The organism is Nonomuraea helvata, assembly GCF_039535785.1.
Lineage (GTDB): Bacteria > Actinomycetota > Actinomycetes > Streptosporangiales > Streptosporangiaceae > Nonomuraea > Nonomuraea helvata.
In genome coordinates this window covers 2,896,158-2,909,828 of record NZ_BAAAXV010000009.1, presented here as the reverse complement: position 1 = coordinate 2,909,828, position 13,671 = coordinate 2,896,158, and the positions used below count along the sequence as shown (strand labels likewise).

Here is a 13,671-nt window from a genome sequence, read left to right as displayed (position 1 = left end):
ACGCGCTCACTCTCCTAAGCGGGGTGCTGGCCCAGGCTGCCGCGCCGCTTCCGGTGCTCGGGCCTTGGCGGCCCTGCGCTCCGGGTCGGCTTGCCATCGGATGTCGTGGTGGCCGCAGTCAGCAGCAATGCGGGACATCTGCGGGATGATCCAGCGAGTCAGACACTCTTGCACCCGTGTTTCAGCAGGTCAATCCACATAGAGATAGGCGGCACCGCCCGCGCTCTCCTGCAGCGAGTGGAACTTGCTGGGGCCCTGACGATCGTCCACTGCGGTGCCCCACAGTCGCAGGTCGCGTTATGGGATAACGTGCCGGTCGTGGTTGCGTACCTATTGATCCTCAGTGAGCGCGAGGCTGTCGCGTGGGTGCTGCGTGAGTCACAGATGGCCTTCCCACAGACCAATCGCAGCGAGGTGAACCGGCTCAAGGTCGGAGACGATCTTTTCGTCGTTACCACCCGACGGTGCTGGCACAACCCAACCCGCGACCGCACGCGGGTCATCGGCACAGCCGTGGTCACCTCAGAGGTCGTGCCTTACGAGAAGCCTGTCGCTATCGCAGGCCGTGACTTCACTCGCGGTTGCGACATCACGGTGAGAGCGCTCGCGCCATATCTCATGGGTCTCGACCTTGCTTCTCTCATTCCACGGCTGGACGCCTTTCCGAACAAAAGCGCCTGGTCCATCCGCCTCCGGCGCGCCTTGCTTGAGATCAGCACGTCAGACGCCACCCTGCTCAAGCAGGAATTTGAGGGTGTAGCCCGCGAGCCCGCTGCGGTTATCCCGATCTACCTGTCCTCAATCCGTCCAATACGGCGTGCACCCGCTTGATGACCCATACGTGCCAGCAGTACGGGACATATGAGGGACGATCTTCATCGACACAGGCCGTCCAGAGGACTATCACCCAGCTCAACATGTCAGAGGAGCCGTAGGAGCGCTCGCTCTCCTAAAGCGGGTGCCGCAGGTTCGAATCCCGCCGGAGGCACGCACCTGATCAGGCATTTCAGCCCCTGACCTGCGGTTCCTCTGCCGCAGGTCTTTATTTTCCACTCCCGTTATCTCCAGCGGGTCGAGTTCGCCACCGGTGGCCACGCCGAGATCATCACCGGGCGCCTATGGCTGACGACGAGCAACCATGAGCAGCTCGGAAGTCCTCGGCCCGGAGACGACAAGCTCCTGGAGCTGGGACCGTAACGCTCAGTGCTCAAGCTTCGCGGGGTCCCTCGCCCGGGCCCCGCGGGGGCGTCAGCGACTCGCGGACGATGATCGGCGTTCCCGCGCCTAGCCAGGCTTGGAAGCCGCCGATCACATCGGTGCTGCGGGAGAGGCCGAGATCGTGCAGTGACCGGGCGGCGAGGCTGGAGGAGTATCCCTCGTCACAGAGAATGATCCAGCGGATGTCAGCGTGTTCGGCTTCGGGGATACGCGCCTCGCATTGAGGATCCAACCGCCATTCCAGCTGGTTGCGCTCGATGATGATGGCCCCTGGAACCTCTCCCGCACGTCGCTGAGCGGCGGGCCGGGTGTCGACGATGAAGCTGTCAGCCTGGCTTGCCGCTGACCATGCCTGCGATGGGCTCAGCCGGGTCAGTCCGGCGCGGGCCTGGGCTAACACTCCGTCGATATCGATCGGAAGCTCCTTGATTGGCGGAGGCGGACGGGAATCGAACCCGCCGCGCCGAGCGACTCGGCGCCATCGGTTTTGAAGACCGTGGGGGCCACCAGACACCCTGACGCCTCCACCGCCACCCTAGCGATCAACGAGGTCTCTTGAGAAGTCGGCTCTTCTGCGGGTAAGGCCCAGCCGATCCAGATGTTCGAGCAGGGGAATGGCCACGCGCCTGGTGGTTTGCAGAACCTGGCGCGCCTGGGCGGTGGTGAAGGGCTGGGGCAGCGTCCGCAGGAGCGTGATCGCACGCTCGGCCGCGTCGGGCGGCAGCACCACCCCGGGCGAAACTCGCAGCAACCGTCCGGCCATCTCACCCATCGCCAGTTCGCGCGCCCCCAAGCCCAGCTCGGCCAGGGCCTCGCCGGAAGGCGCGACGAAGGGCTCCCGCAGCCAGCCCCGTGCGACCGTGGCAAGCGCCTTGTCGATCTCCACGGGCAGCGCGGGCTCTGCTGGGACAAGCCGCCCACGTAGTCGTCGCAAGCCGACCTCGGCCGCGAGCGCGTCGACCAGTGCGCGGTCGGCCAGGTTCAGCGCTCGCCTGGCCTCCTCCTGGCCGATGCCTTGGTCGCCGGCCAGTTCGGCGAGGCGGGCACGGAGGTTCGCCCAGTGATCGGGGTCGGCCAGCCAGTCGCCCACCACAGGTGCGCCGTTCGGGCGCACCCCCATCATGGCCAGCTCCGACCGGGTGATCAGCCCGCGTCTGCGCAGCTCAGACGGCAGATCGGGTCGGCCGTTCATCGACTCCAACTCGAGCGCCCGCACCCGGGCGCCGCCTCGGCGCCGCAGGTCGGGTGGGCGCACGTCCAGCACCGTGCCGCCCCAGATCCTGCGGCTGCTGGGCTCGCGGAGCAGGACACGGTCCCCGATCCGAACCGGCAGCCCTGGCAGAGTGACCCGGGCGGTATCGGTTCCGAGCATTCTGACCCTGGCTGGTACGGCCGCCGTTCCCTGATGCCAGGTCAGCCACACCGGTACCCGCCCCAGCTCCATGCCGGGACCGCCCAGCCGTACATCCACATGGGTGACCTCAAGCCAGCGCCCGGGAGAGACGAGCACGTTCCCCCGGCGCAGCCCCTCGGTGTCACCTCGCAGATTGACCGCGACTCTGGCACAGCCGGTGATCTGATCGCAGGCCTGGCCGCGGCTGTGCAGACCACGGACCCGCAGCGGTTCGCCCGCCACGTGGACGGCGTCCCCGACGCGCATGGTGCCCTCAGCCAGGGTGCCGGTGACCACGGTGCCGTGACCGGCCAGGGTGAACACCCGGTCGATCCACAGTCGGATGTCGCCCTCGGGGTCCGGCTGTGGCACCGGCATCGCCGCCAGAGCGGCGCGCAGCCGCTCCAGCCCGAATCCGGTGACAGCGCTGACCGGGATCGCGGCAATGTCGGCGAGGGTGGTGCCGGCCAGCCTGCCGGCCGACTCGGCCAGCGCCGACGAAGGGTCAGCAAGATCGCTACGGGTGACCGCGAGTACGCCGTGGGTGATGCCAAGAGCGTCGCATATGGCCAGGTGCTCTTCCGACTGCACCTGCCAGCCGCCATCGGCGGCGACCACGAACAGCACGGCGGGCACCGAGCCCACCCCGGCCAGCATGGTGGTGATGAAGCGCTCGTGTCCCGGCACGTCCACAAAGGTCAGCTCGTCGGTCCAGACGAAGCCCAGATCAAGGGTGAGCCCGCGACGCCGCTCCTCTTCCCAGCGGTCAGGCTCCATCCCAGTCAGAGCGCGCAGCAGGGTGCTCTTGCCGTGGTCGACATGCCCAGCGGTCGCGATCACTTGCATGCGGTCACGACCGCCGCGAAGAGGTCCTTGTCCTCGGTGGGAACCACCGCGCGCAGGTCCAGCAGGTAACGCGCCCGTTCCAGCCGGCCCAGCACCGCGGGCCTTCCCATGCGCAGCGGTACGGCCAGCGTCTCGGGCACTGCCACTGCGGCGCTGGGCAGGTCGACGCCAGGGGCTCCACCGCCCCCCACCGCGGCCGTGGTGGAGACGGCTTGGGCGGGCACACCCACGGCGGTCAGTTTCGCGGCCAGTTGCCACGCCCGTTCCAGCAGAACGGCCGGATCGGCCTGTAATGCCGCCTGAACGGGGGTCTCCTCGGCACTCAGCGTGGCCTCCAGCGCCGCCAGGGTGAGCTTGTCGGCACGCAGCGCCCGGGCCAGCGGATGCCCGCGCAGCAGTTCCACGAGATCGACGCGGCCCAGCACCAGGCCGCACTGCGGGCCGCCCAGCAGCTTGTCGCCGCTGGCGGTCACCACATCAGCACCGGCCTTCAGCCATGAGGTCGCGTCAGGCTCGTGCGGCAGCCGGGGTTCGGGATGCAGCAGCCCCGATCCGACATCGGCCACCAGCGGCACCTCGGCTTGTCGGCATATCTCCGCGAGATCCGCGACGGTCGGAGCGCTGACGAACCCCTCGATCACATAGTTGGACGGGTGCACCTTGAGCACCAGACCGGTCTGCGGCCCCATGGCCTCGGCGTAGTCGCGCGGGTGAGTGCGGTTGGTCGTGCCGACCTCACGCAACCGGGCGCCGGTGGAGGCCAGCAGATCGGGCAGCCGGAAACCGTTCCCGATCTCCACGAGTTCGCCTCGGCTGACGACGATCTCCCTGCCCCTCGCCAGGGCTGTCGCGGCCAGGACGAGAGCGGCGGCGTTGTTGTTGACCACATGCACGTCCTGCGCCGCCGGCACGGCCGCGGCCAGCGCCGCCAATGCCGTACGGCCCCTCCGCCCCCGTCGCCCCGTAGCCAGATCGAGCTCCAGATCGGTCACCCCGGCGGCCACCGCCACGGCCTCGATCGCCCGCGCCGACAGCGGAGCGCGACCCAGATTGGTGTGGAGCAGCACCCCGGTGGCGTTGATCACCCGGCAGGGCCCCGCGAGCGGGAGATTCGCCAGCGCGGTGGCCCGCACGTCGGCGGGAGTGATCGCCCCATCCCTGGCCAGCCGCTGAGCCTGACGGATCGCGGCCTTGACCCGCTCCCTGCCCAGACTGGCCACAGGCACGGCGAAGCCCGGGTCGTTCAGCAGGTCGTCGGTGCGAGGAATCGACCGCAGAGAATCCGCCATAGCGGCCATTATCTCCCTAAAATATGATCATGAAGAGGCTCACACAGTACGCCCAGGGCGGCGGCTGCGCCTGCAAGATCCCCGCAGCCGACCTGGAAGCGCTGCTGGCCAACGCGAAGATGCCACTCCCCCGGAATCCCGCAGCAGAGCTCCTGGTGGGTCTCGAAACCGGCGACGACGCCGCCGCGGTGCGCACGCACGACGGAACCGCGATCATCAGCACCGCCGACTTCTTCACCCCGGTGGTCGACGACCCCTACGACTGGGGCCGCATCGCCGCCGCCAACGCTCTATCCGACGTCTACGCCATGGGCGGGCGCCCCCTGGTCGCACTCAACCTCCTGTGCTGGCCACCCGACCAGCTGCCCTACGACCTGGCCTCTGAGGTACTGCGAGGCGGCGCGGACGTGGTCGCGCTGGCCGGCTGCCATCTGGCCGGCGGGCACAGCGTCACCGACGCCGAACCCAAATACGGCCTGGCCGTCACCGGCGTCGCCGACCCCGACCGGCTCCTCCGCAACAACGCAGGCCGCCCAGGCCAGCCCCTATCCCTGACCAAGCCACTTGGCCTGGGCGTCCTCAACAACCGGCACAAGCGCACCGGCGAAGTGTTCCCGCACGCCGTGGAAACCATGACACAGCTCAACGCGGCCGCCTCCCGCGCCGCCCTGGCCGCCGGAATCCAGTGCGCCACGGACGTCACGGGCTTCGGCCTGCTGGGCCACCTGCACAAACTCGCCCGCGCCTCCGGCGTGACCGCCGTGATCCAGGCGTCTGCCGTTCCCATCCTGGACGGCGCGGCGCAGGCCGTGCAGGAGGGTTTCGTCCCCGGCGGCTCCCGCCGCAACCTCGACTGGATCACCCCGTACCTCGACCCCCGCGACACTCCGGAGGAGACGCTGCTGCTGCTGGCCGACGCGCAAACTTCGGGAGGCTTGCTCACGGCCGGCGAGATCCCGGGCGCCCCCGTGATCGGCGAGCTGATCCCTTATATGGGGCACACCATCATCGTTCAGCGATAGACGGAGGTTGTGGCTGTTTGATCGGGTAACCATGCTCTGCCTTGGGGCGGGCGCGTGCGGTGGTAGTGAACTGTGGGTTCGCTGCTGGAGAAGCCGGCGCGGCGGGAGCCGGGGTCGGCAGCCGATCGAGGAGATCCGGGAGCAGATCGCCGCTTTGGAGCCGCAACTGGAGGCCGATCAGGTCGGTTGTCACGGCTGGTGATCACGCGGAGACGGTGGAGAAGATCTTGGGCGATACAGCCCGGCTGATCCACGACGTCACAGGCGATGCCGTCGTTAAGGCGCCGGCCTGGGCCGTCGACATGGCCGAGATGGCCGAGATGGCCGACGTGACCGGCTCGGCACATAACGGTTGGATTGAAGTGCCGAATATGAATCTGCCCTACTGCCTGGAGATCTCCGCCGGCACACCGAGCAGGGCGATCTACCGCACCGGCGGCCGCGGATGCGACCTACAGGTGACATCTGGCGGTTGCGGAGGCTTCGTCGGCAGGCCGAGGGTGTGAAGGATGCTCCTCACGTACGACGGTGCGCGGAGCCATCCGTGCTGGACCGCACCGCTCTGACGAGGCGTGCGGACCACCGGGCCACGCTTGGCGTAGGGGTAGACATATTGGGTCAGCGCCAGAGTGTCGCCGGGCGGGCCGTACCACTCCAGGCGGTAGCAGGGACCGAGCCTGCCCTTCGGGCGCGCGCCGAATGCTTGGGGCAGGCCCCGGTAGAGCGCCGCGTGCGCGGCGGTGCCGGTGCGCAGACTGTTGAGACGGTCGTCCCTGGCCTGGCTGCCGGGCTTGATCACGATCGGCGCGGACAGGCCGGGGCCGGTGAGCTCACCGTGGGAGATGGCCTTGGCCTGGGCGGGCGCGGCCATCAGGACGGTCAGCAGGATCACCGGTACGGTGAGGGTGAGAAGTCTTCTCATGACCGCTCTGCCTTCTGTGGAGACGAGAGGTTCCGAGCAGGTGCGCCGCTCGCAGCCGTACTACCCGCAACGCCAGCCGCAGCGCGGCCGCACGCCTGCCGGGTGCCACCAGCCTGCCCGCTCGCCAGAGCAAGCGGAAGCCCGTCAGCACCCGGTCTTCATGAAGCGCCAGCGGGCGGGCGCACGGACGGCGGCCCGCCAGCACGGGGAACTCCTCGGCCAGGTGCGGGTCGCGGCACGAACGCACCACGACCGTCACGGCCAGCACGCCGCCGAGCGCGGCCGCGATCGCCGAGCAGCCCCCGCAGGCACTGTCGGCAACCACGACCAGCCGCTCTACCAAGGCCACAGTCCCCACGCGAGCGCGACGACCGTGGCGACCCCCGTGACCGAGGCCAGCAGGCGGGCGTTCATCGACCAGACATCGCTCCAGCCGCCATCCTCGCTGTGGCCGATGCTGGCCGCCGCCATGATCCAGCGAGCGACCGCGAAGCCCGCCCCGGCCGCCAGCGCGCCGTTCCATGGCAGTGCGAGCAGCACCGCGGCCAGCACGAGGTGGGGGAGGGAGGAGGGCGAGTACGTCCGCATCCCGGTGCCCATCTCGAAGCCGAACTGGATGCCTCCCAGCACCCGCCCGCGATGCAGCACGTGCTCGGGCACGAGCCTGGCGTTCTCCGGCACCGGCAGCTTGATCAGGCCAACCTCACGCAGGAGTACGGCGGCCGCCAGCACGGCGAGCGCCGCCAGCCGTACCGGCAAAGGCAGAAGGCCCTGCACGATACCGCCCAGAATCACCCCGACGGCGGCCACCGTCAGCGCGCCCAGCAACAATCCCACGCCGAAGTAGGCGAGGGCACCACGACCGCGCCAGACCGACGCGCTCAGCAGGAATGCCGAGTTGTGGCTTCAAGTGCTGCCGGAGTTCGCGTATCCGGCATTGAGCCCCGCGAAGAAGAAAACGAGCGCCAGCGGGCCCCCCACCGTGATCGGCAGTACCGGCCCCAGAGCGATGGGGACGGCCAGCGTCAGCGGGTTGAGGGCCAGCCGGCGAAGGGCAGGCGGCATCAGCACATCGCGATCGTCAGGTCGGTGTGGTGAGTGCCGTCACGCCAGGTCACGGTGGTGAAGGCGTCGGAGCAGATGTACTGCTGGCCGCCGGACTTCCAGCGCCAGGCGTTCTTGGTCGAGGTGGTGCCGCAGCTCTCGTCGATGCGCGTCGCGTTGGTGTACTTCTCCTCGTCGGAGGCGCCGGGCTTGTGCGTGCGACTGCCCTCGAAGTGGCGGCGCGTGCTGTTGCACGGGTAGGCGCCCATGCGCCAGCCGCCGAAGCAGACGGCCTTGCCATCGCCCCACCAGTTGTTGCGTCCCTCCTCGTAACCGCCGTCGGGGTAGGACCTCTCGCAGCTGTTCTCGTCCCAGACCGAGGTCGGCCCGGCCGCCTTGGCCTGCCGCTTGTTCAGCGCCCAGTCCAAGGGGACGAGCGCGGCGGCCATCACCGAGACGGCCATGCCCTTCACCAGGGTGCGGCGGCTGGACGGCAGCGCGCCGATCAGGTTTCTGACCCGGCTGGGCTGGGCGCCCTCCGGCATGGCGTCGATCGCCGGGATCTCGTCAAAGCGCATGGCTGCTCCTCGCAGCTAGAAGTGAGTTCATCAGCTCGGGCAGGTCCGTGTCGCCGTAGACGAACCGGCGTGCGATGACCGCCCCCGAAGGATCGATCGCGAACAGGCAGGGCGCGTACCCCTCATACAACTCGCGCCACTGGCCGGCGTCGGCGAGCACCTGGCCGGTGGTGAACGCCTCGGCCATCTCCTTCTCGACGACCAGCCCGAGGACGCGGACGCCCGGCCAGGAGGACTCGTGCAGCGTCGTCCACGCCTGATGGCAGACCGCGCAGGTGCTGTCCATAAGGAGGACGACCGATGCCACCTCGCCGTCCTGCGGCCGGAGCGCGGGAACGACCGTCGTGCTCTCGTTGTCCAGCCGTGCCGTGTTCGGGTTCAGCACGTTCTGCTCCAGCGCGCGCAGCCTGGCGTAGACCGCCCCGACGGCGACCAGCGTGAACAGGGAGACGAGGAGTGCGAGCAGCGAGACGGCCAGCGGCAGGCTCACGCCGCCCACTCGACCTTGAACCCGGCCAGGACGTCCTCGACGAAGCCTTCGTCGGCCGCGCGGAAGGAACCCGCCTCCGGGTCGAAGGTGAACTGCACGGTGAAGACCGCGGTGCTGTTGGCGTAGATGTACTTGTGCTCGTACGGCGTGCCGCCGACCCTGGCCTTCTGCTCCGGATCGAGGTCGAGTGGGATCTTCCACACCTCGGCGTCACCACGGCGGGCGCCCTGGAACTCGGGCAGCGTCTCGCGGGCGGCACGGGCGTCGCCCGCCATCACGATGAGCCGGTCGTTGCGCCCGATGACCTTGGTCGCGAACTGCTGGGTCGCCGCACGCACGCGCGGCCTGAGCGTGGCGCCCTCAGGGCTGTCGGTGAACTCGACCGCCGCGACGAGCGCGTTGAGCACCGATCGGCGTGGCGCCGGACCGGCGAACCACGTCTTGGCCTCGTTGTACGGGCCGACCCAGACCAGGCAGCTGTTCGTGCGGTCGATGCTCTCGTAGAGGGTGAGGTCGTAGCCGTGGCGGCGGAAGGTCTCGACCCGACCACCCGGGAAGATGTGCGTTGGCAGGGCGCTGTTGCCGCCCTTCTGGACCAGCGTGAAGGCGTGGGCGAAACCCGGCCCTGCCATCTTGGTGAGTCCGTGCCATTCGAGTGCGCCCACCGAGTCCGGCAGTTCGATCGTCAGCCGGGCGGCATCAGCCGCGGCGCGCGTGAACCGGGAAAGCATGATCGTCATAAATGTGCCCCCAACAAGGAGCGGTCGCCCCAGACCGCATGATCACTGCTGGCTTAGACATTATGAGGACGCCACCCGAAACAGCAATAGATATGTCGATAACAGGACTTTCCTGATGTGACTAGATCGGCGACTGACAGTGATGATGTGAATGAACGCCTCCCGCCAGGGTTTGACCCAGCGACTGACTGACCTTGGGTCCTGAACGGGATCTGTCGGCCCTGGCCGGGAGGCGCTCATGTGCACTCACCGGACGTGGCGTTGTGACTTCATAGGAGCCTGGCCAGAGGCCCCTTCCCTGTCTTGTCCACGCTGCCCGGCCGGTGCGTGCCGCCCTGCCCATCGGTCAACGGCACAGGACGACGATGCCCTCCGTTACACCTGAAGACCCGGCGATCAACGGAGTCGCCGGCGGAGTCGACACCCACCAAGACACTCACACCGCAGCCGTCATCGACACGGTCGGCCGGGTCCTGGGCAGCGAGCAGTTCACCGCCACCAGCACCGGATACGCCGTGCTGCTGACCTGGATGCAGTCGTTCGGCACGGTGACGGTCGTGGGCATCGATCGCGTCAGAACAGGATTGGCCGATCTTCAGTGGACCGGAGTTGTAGTCGACGGCCCCGGTCACGGGAGTGCCTCGCTGCCCCAGTTGAGGCCGTCGAGCACGTAGCGCAGCGTGCTCCCGTCGTACACGAGCGCCAAGTGGATCCAGTCTCCGGAGAATCCCCCGATCCACTCGCCGTTGTGGTCCTGGCCGCCCGTCCTGATGCCCCAAGTCTCCCCCATCCAGTAGGAATTGTCCTTGGCCGCGAGGATCGGGCAGTAGCTGTCGGTCTTGAGCCAGGCCTCCACCGTCAGCCGGCCTGTGTGCGCAGGCTCGGCGCGTCCGGCACCGTCAGTCTTCCATCCCGTAAGCGGCCACCAGATCCGCATCTGCCGACGCCGGTGTGGCCACCAGAAGCGCTGCTACTACGAAAAACCCCGTGATGACGCGGCATAAACCATGCACTGTGCTTTCTGCCCGTCTATCTCAAATGGGCCCCCGGGATAGACGGTAATCATGAGAGGGGGCGTATGAGAGTGTCCTGAAGGTAAGTCGGCCAGTCGTACGACAAACGCCTCCCACTCCCCCGTTCGCTCGCTTGCTCCACTCGACCAGGCCGCCTGCCTTGGCGTGGTGGCCCGGCAGGGCGACCCAGGACAGATCCCGACATGCTCGCGAGAGCAGCGCCCAACGGCTCGAACGCGTATTCGAGCGCGGTTAGGAGGCGAGCAGGTCGAAGTGGAAGCCGACGAAAAACAGCCCCAAGGACACCCATTTCAGCGTCATCGGCAGTTCGGGGTCCTGCAGCGTGCGGCCGACCCTGACAGCGAGCAAGCCTGCGGCCCCGCCGAGCATTCCCCCGAGCAACAGTTCCAACGGCCAAGGGACTCCGATTGGTTCGGCAACGAAGAGGACTGCTATTCCCGTTACGAGACCGGCGATGAAGGGACCTCCGGTGGGCCTTCGGGCCATGAACCTTGTCATGCGTTCGCCATAGCGGGTCAATCTCTCTGGACCGACCAGATCAACGACGACCGCCGCGCCGGCTACGAACGAGAGGATCTTGCCGAAGCGGCCCCACCAGATCATCGGCAGGCCGAGAAGGTCATGGCCCAGCGTGGATTTGCCGGCCAGCCACATGCCCCATGCGTCGAAGTAGCTGATGTCCGCCACGGAGAAAGCGTAGAAGCGGCCGGGGCGACCGACCAGGGGGCAAAGCCGCACTGCATCAGTCGGCGGTTATCGGATCAACCTGAATGGTGGCTGGGCATCCAGTTCATCACTATGTCTCTGAGCACTACGGGCACCACCGTAAGCCGGCCCACGCCCCGACCCAGCGGCCACCGCCGGCGCAGCGGAAGAAGCTCACGCCGTCCCTCTTGGTGGATGGCCCGGCCAGAGCGCCGGAGCGGCGGTTCAGCGTGCATGCGATTCGCCGGACGGCACCCCCGCAGGTCAGCCGGTCGTGGCGTAGCGCAGCAGGACGTTGTCGGAGCCGTCGAGGCGGCGGACCTCCGCGACGGTGAGCCCTTCGACCGGCTGGGTGAAGATCGGCGTCCCCTCGCCGAGCGCCTTCGCCCCGACGACCAGGTGCAGTTCGTCGACGAGCCCGGCGCGGAGCAGGGCGTTCCACGTGATCCGGCTGCCGAAGGTGACGATGTCGCCGCTGGTGCGTTGCTTGAGCTCCTTGACCCACCCCTCGGCGTCGGCGCGCTTGACCACGGTCGTCCGGTCGGCCCACGGCGAGACGTCCACGTCCGTGAGCGAGTCCGAGATGACGCTGACCTCGATCCGCCCGTAGACCCCGCCGAACTGCCGGTTCACCGTGGACGCCTCAGGGTTGCCCGCCTGGGCGGGCCAGAACCCCATGAACATCCGGTACGAGTCGGCGCCGAGCAGCAGTGAGCCGGCGGCCTGGATCCGCTCCAGGTTGTAGGCGTCGAAGGCGGCGTCCATCGGCAGCACGAGCGGGTTGCCGTCCGCCGCCGCGTAGAAGCCGTCAAGGGACATGATGTTGCAGACAACGAGCTTCGCCATGTGCGGCACTCCGTTTCCTCCATCGATCAGCTTGTGGTGCCCACCATGTCCGAAGGGGGCGGCGTCCAACAGAGGCAAATGTCACCAGAGCAGCAGTGGTTTTCGCTACATCGACCGAGGTCAAGCATGTTGCGGGAACCCGCAACACGCTGTTGCTCGCGCCGCTCGAGCGCCCAGTATCGCCTCATGCTCAGTGCTGCGATCAACAGGAGAGGCGCGCTGCGGGCGGGCGCCGTGGCCGGACTGGCCGCCGCAGGCGGCATCGTGATCACGGAGACGGCCGCGCAGGCCGCCACCACCTACGTGACCACGGAAACAGCCGCGCAGGCCGCCACCGCCTACGTGACCCGCGAGCCGCTGCTAGCCGGAGCCAACCCGTACGTCACCCTGTACGACGGCACCACGCCCACCGGATACGCGTCGATGTGGAAGGTCGACTGGTCCACGCACGGCACCGGCGCGGTGCTGGTGGTGTGGACGCCCGCCGGACTGCGCGTCGTGGGGGACGACCCGCGCCTGGCGGCGTGGATCGAGGAGCACTTCGTGCGGCACTTCGACGAGGCCACGGCGCTGCCGTCCTGGCCTGCCGTACGGGTGGAGCGGGCAGCCGTGCATCTGCGCATCGACCCCGCGAAGGGCGCGTTCGCCAGAGCGGCCGGCCTGGAGGTCAGCATCACCGGCACCCTCGACGCCAGGCCCTTCGCGCTGGCCGACTTCCCCCTGCAGGGCGTGAGCCACGGACTGTCCATGCAGGTCATCCCCTGCGAACACGCCTCGATCACCGTCAACGGCCACGCCGTGCCCGGCAGCCCCACCGTGATCCGATCCGACGGCCGGCCCGCCTCCTCGGCCGTCACCACCGTCCACGAGGCGTGGAGCATGTGAGAATGGGCGCCGTGCTCATTCCTGCCGCCCCGCGGGGGCCTCAGGTGCAGCGGATTCCCGCCGACCAGGTGGGCACGCGAGTGCGTGAGCTGCTGTCCCGCGCACGGCACGAGCATCTCGCCATGTACGACGCCATGACCGTGGACGACGAGGCGGTCCAGCGTTCCCTGCCCGGGGCCAGGGAACGCCGGGCACGGGGAGTGCTCCTGCGCACGATGGCGCCGATCGGGGCCGCCACGCCGGCGGTGACCGCCGACGACCTCGCGGTGCTCGACGGCGACCATCGGAGAGCGGCCGAGCTGCCCACGTCGCTCACCGTCCTCGACCGCCGGGTGGCCCTGCTGCCCGCCCGCCAGGACGACCCGGAGGCCGGCTACCTGGAGATCTGGTCCCGTCCCCTGGTGGCCGGCCTGATCGCGCTGTTCGACCGGCACTGGTCCGCCGCCCCGCCGCCCGCCTTGTCCTGCCGTGAGCGGGAGGTGGTGGCGTTGCTGGCGGAGGGCTGGACGGACACGGTCGTCGCCCGCCGTCTCGGGATCAGCGAGCGGACCGTCACGGCGACCGTACGCGCCCTCATGGACCGGTACGGCGCACGCAGCCGCTTCCAGCTCGCGCTGGAGTTGTCCAGGGTTGACGCAGAGCCAGGATCCGTTTCCTGA

The 13,671-nt window shown here is 68.6% G+C and carries 17 protein-coding genes and 1 tRNA gene; 4 read left to right on the top strand and 14 right to left on the bottom strand.

Translation table 11 applies throughout. From position 1 onward, the window contains the following. Nucleotides 1-237: 237 nt before the first annotated feature. Nucleotides 238-831, top strand: coding sequence for a hypothetical protein (locus ABD830_RS46955; protein WP_345001922.1), 594 nt, complete (start codon nt 238-240; stop codon nt 829-831). Nucleotides 832-1,207: 376 nt separating this feature from the next. Here the strand turns inward: ABD830_RS46955 and ABD830_RS46950 are convergent, their stop codons facing one another. The 4 genes from ABD830_RS46950 to selA all read right to left on the bottom strand — a co-directional run bounded on the left by ABD830_RS46950 (nt 1,208) and on the right by selA (nt 4,746). Beyond that, nucleotides 1,208-1,618 carry a rhodanese-like domain-containing protein gene (locus ABD830_RS46950; protein ID WP_345001920.1) on the bottom strand — a complete coding sequence of 137 codons (411 nt, stop codon included), beginning with the start codon at nt 1,616-1,618 and terminating at the stop codon, nt 1,208-1,210. A 30-nt stretch (nt 1,619-1,648) separates the two neighbouring features. Continuing rightward, nucleotides 1,649-1,744: transfer RNA gene (locus ABD830_RS46945), tRNA-Sec, on the bottom strand. 9 nt (nt 1,745-1,753) lie between these two features. Next, complete coding sequence (locus ABD830_RS46940; RefSeq protein WP_345001918.1) at nt 1,754-3,457, bottom strand: SelB domain-containing protein; 1,704 nt, start codon at nt 3,455-3,457, stop codon at nt 1,754-1,756. Further along, the gene (gene selA / locus ABD830_RS46935; protein WP_345001916.1) at nt 3,448-4,746 is read right to left on the bottom strand and encodes an L-seryl-tRNA(Sec) selenium transferase; all 1,299 of its coding nucleotides are present in this window, start codon (nt 4,744-4,746) and stop codon (nt 3,448-3,450) included. Before selA ends, ABD830_RS46940 begins: the two co-directional genes overlap by 10 nt. Nucleotides 4,747-4,775: 29 nt before the next feature. On the opposite strand from selA, the gene selD reads away from it, so the two are divergent. Then, entirely contained in the window at nt 4,776-5,768 is a 993-nt protein-coding gene (gene selD, locus ABD830_RS46930) for a selenide, water dikinase SelD (RefSeq protein ID WP_345001914.1), read from the top strand. A gap of 424 nt (nt 5,769-6,192) precedes the next feature. On the opposite strand, the gene ABD830_RS46925 is transcribed toward selD, so the two are convergent. The 10 genes from ABD830_RS46925 to ABD830_RS46880 all read right to left on the bottom strand — a co-directional run bounded on the left by ABD830_RS46925 (nt 6,193) and on the right by ABD830_RS46880 (nt 12,127). Further along, nucleotides 6,193-6,690 carry a hypothetical protein gene (locus ABD830_RS46925; RefSeq protein WP_345001912.1) on the bottom strand — a complete coding sequence of 166 codons (498 nt, stop codon included), beginning with the start codon at nt 6,688-6,690 and terminating at the stop codon, nt 6,193-6,195. A gap of 336 nt (nt 6,691-7,026) precedes the next feature. Continuing rightward, a complete protein-coding gene (locus tag ABD830_RS46920; RefSeq protein ID WP_345001910.1) occupies nt 7,027-7,527 on the bottom strand; it encodes a hypothetical protein in 501 nt (166 codons plus the stop codon). A 69-nt stretch (nt 7,528-7,596) separates the two neighbouring features. Next, nucleotides 7,597-7,761, bottom strand: coding sequence for a hypothetical protein (locus ABD830_RS46915; protein ID WP_345001908.1), 165 nt, complete (start codon nt 7,759-7,761; stop codon nt 7,597-7,599). Beyond that, complete coding sequence (locus ABD830_RS46910; RefSeq protein WP_345001906.1) at nt 7,755-8,312, bottom strand: hypothetical protein; 558 nt, start codon at nt 8,310-8,312, stop codon at nt 7,755-7,757. Before ABD830_RS46910 ends, ABD830_RS46915 begins: the two co-directional genes overlap by 7 nt. Next, on the bottom strand, nt 8,302-8,802 hold the full coding sequence (locus ABD830_RS46905) for a hypothetical protein (protein WP_345001904.1): 501 nt from the start codon (nt 8,800-8,802) through the stop codon (nt 8,302-8,304). Before ABD830_RS46905 ends, ABD830_RS46910 begins: the two co-directional genes overlap by 11 nt. Beyond that, nucleotides 8,799-9,542, bottom strand: a complete 744-nt coding sequence (locus ABD830_RS46900; protein WP_345001902.1) for a hypothetical protein — start codon at nt 9,540-9,542, stop codon at nt 8,799-8,801. Before ABD830_RS46900 ends, ABD830_RS46905 begins: the two co-directional genes overlap by 4 nt. A gap of 436 nt (nt 9,543-9,978) precedes the next feature. Next, a complete protein-coding gene (locus ABD830_RS46895) occupies nt 9,979-10,107 on the bottom strand; it encodes a hypothetical protein (RefSeq protein ID WP_345001900.1) in 129 nt (42 codons plus the stop codon). Between the two features lie 63 nt (nt 10,108-10,170). Next, entirely contained in the window at nt 10,171-10,398 is a 228-nt protein-coding gene (locus ABD830_RS46890) for a hypothetical protein (RefSeq protein WP_345001898.1), read from the bottom strand. Nucleotides 10,399-10,807: 409 nt separating this feature from the next. Continuing rightward, nucleotides 10,808-11,263 (bottom strand): hypothetical protein, encoded by a 456-nt coding sequence (locus ABD830_RS46885; RefSeq protein ID WP_345001896.1) that lies wholly within the window; start codon nt 11,261-11,263, stop codon nt 10,808-10,810. A gap of 282 nt (nt 11,264-11,545) precedes the next feature. Further along, on the bottom strand, nt 11,546-12,127 hold the full coding sequence (locus ABD830_RS46880; RefSeq protein ID WP_345001894.1) for a dihydrofolate reductase family protein: 582 nt from the start codon (nt 12,125-12,127) through the stop codon (nt 11,546-11,548). Between the two features lie 186 nt (nt 12,128-12,313). Here ABD830_RS46880 and ABD830_RS46875 point away from each other — a divergent pair, with 186 nt between their 5' ends. Then, nucleotides 12,314-13,012 (top strand): hypothetical protein, encoded by a 699-nt coding sequence (locus ABD830_RS46875; protein ID WP_345001892.1) that lies wholly within the window; start codon nt 12,314-12,316, stop codon nt 13,010-13,012. A gap of 11 nt (nt 13,013-13,023) precedes the next feature. After that, nucleotides 13,024-13,671 carry a helix-turn-helix transcriptional regulator gene (locus ABD830_RS46870; RefSeq protein WP_345001890.1) on the top strand — a complete coding sequence of 216 codons (648 nt, stop codon included), beginning with the start codon at nt 13,024-13,026 and terminating at the stop codon, nt 13,669-13,671.

Excerpts from the sequence above, each read along its gene's own strand:
- ABD830_RS46895 (WP_345001900.1), bottom strand. The coding sequence starts at position 10,107 with ATGCCCACGACCGTCACCGTGCCGAACGACTGCATCCAGGTCAGCAGC.
- selA (WP_345001916.1), bottom strand. The coding sequence starts at position 4,746 with ATGGCGGATTCTCTGCGGTCGATTCCTCGCACCGACGACCTGCTGAAC.
- ABD830_RS46925 (WP_345001912.1), bottom strand. The coding sequence starts at position 6,690 with ATGAGAAGACTTCTCACCCTCACCGTACCGGTGATCCTGCTGACCGTC.
- selD (WP_345001914.1), top strand. The coding sequence starts at position 4,776 with ATGAAGAGGCTCACACAGTACGCCCAGGGCGGCGGCTGCGCCTGCAAG.
- ABD830_RS46875 (WP_345001892.1), top strand. The coding sequence starts at position 12,314 with ATGCTCAGTGCTGCGATCAACAGGAGAGGCGCGCTGCGGGCGGGCGCC.
- ABD830_RS46900 (WP_345001902.1), bottom strand. The coding sequence starts at position 9,542 with ATGACGATCATGCTTTCCCGGTTCACGCGCGCCGCGGCTGATGCCGCC.
- ABD830_RS46940 (WP_345001918.1), bottom strand. The coding sequence starts at position 3,457 with ATGCAAGTGATCGCGACCGCTGGGCATGTCGACCACGGCAAGAGCACC.
- ABD830_RS46910 (WP_345001906.1), bottom strand. The coding sequence starts at position 8,312 with ATGCGCTTTGACGAGATCCCGGCGATCGACGCCATGCCGGAGGGCGCC.
- ABD830_RS46880 (WP_345001894.1), bottom strand. The coding sequence starts at position 12,127 with ATGGCGAAGCTCGTTGTCTGCAACATCATGTCCCTTGACGGCTTCTAC.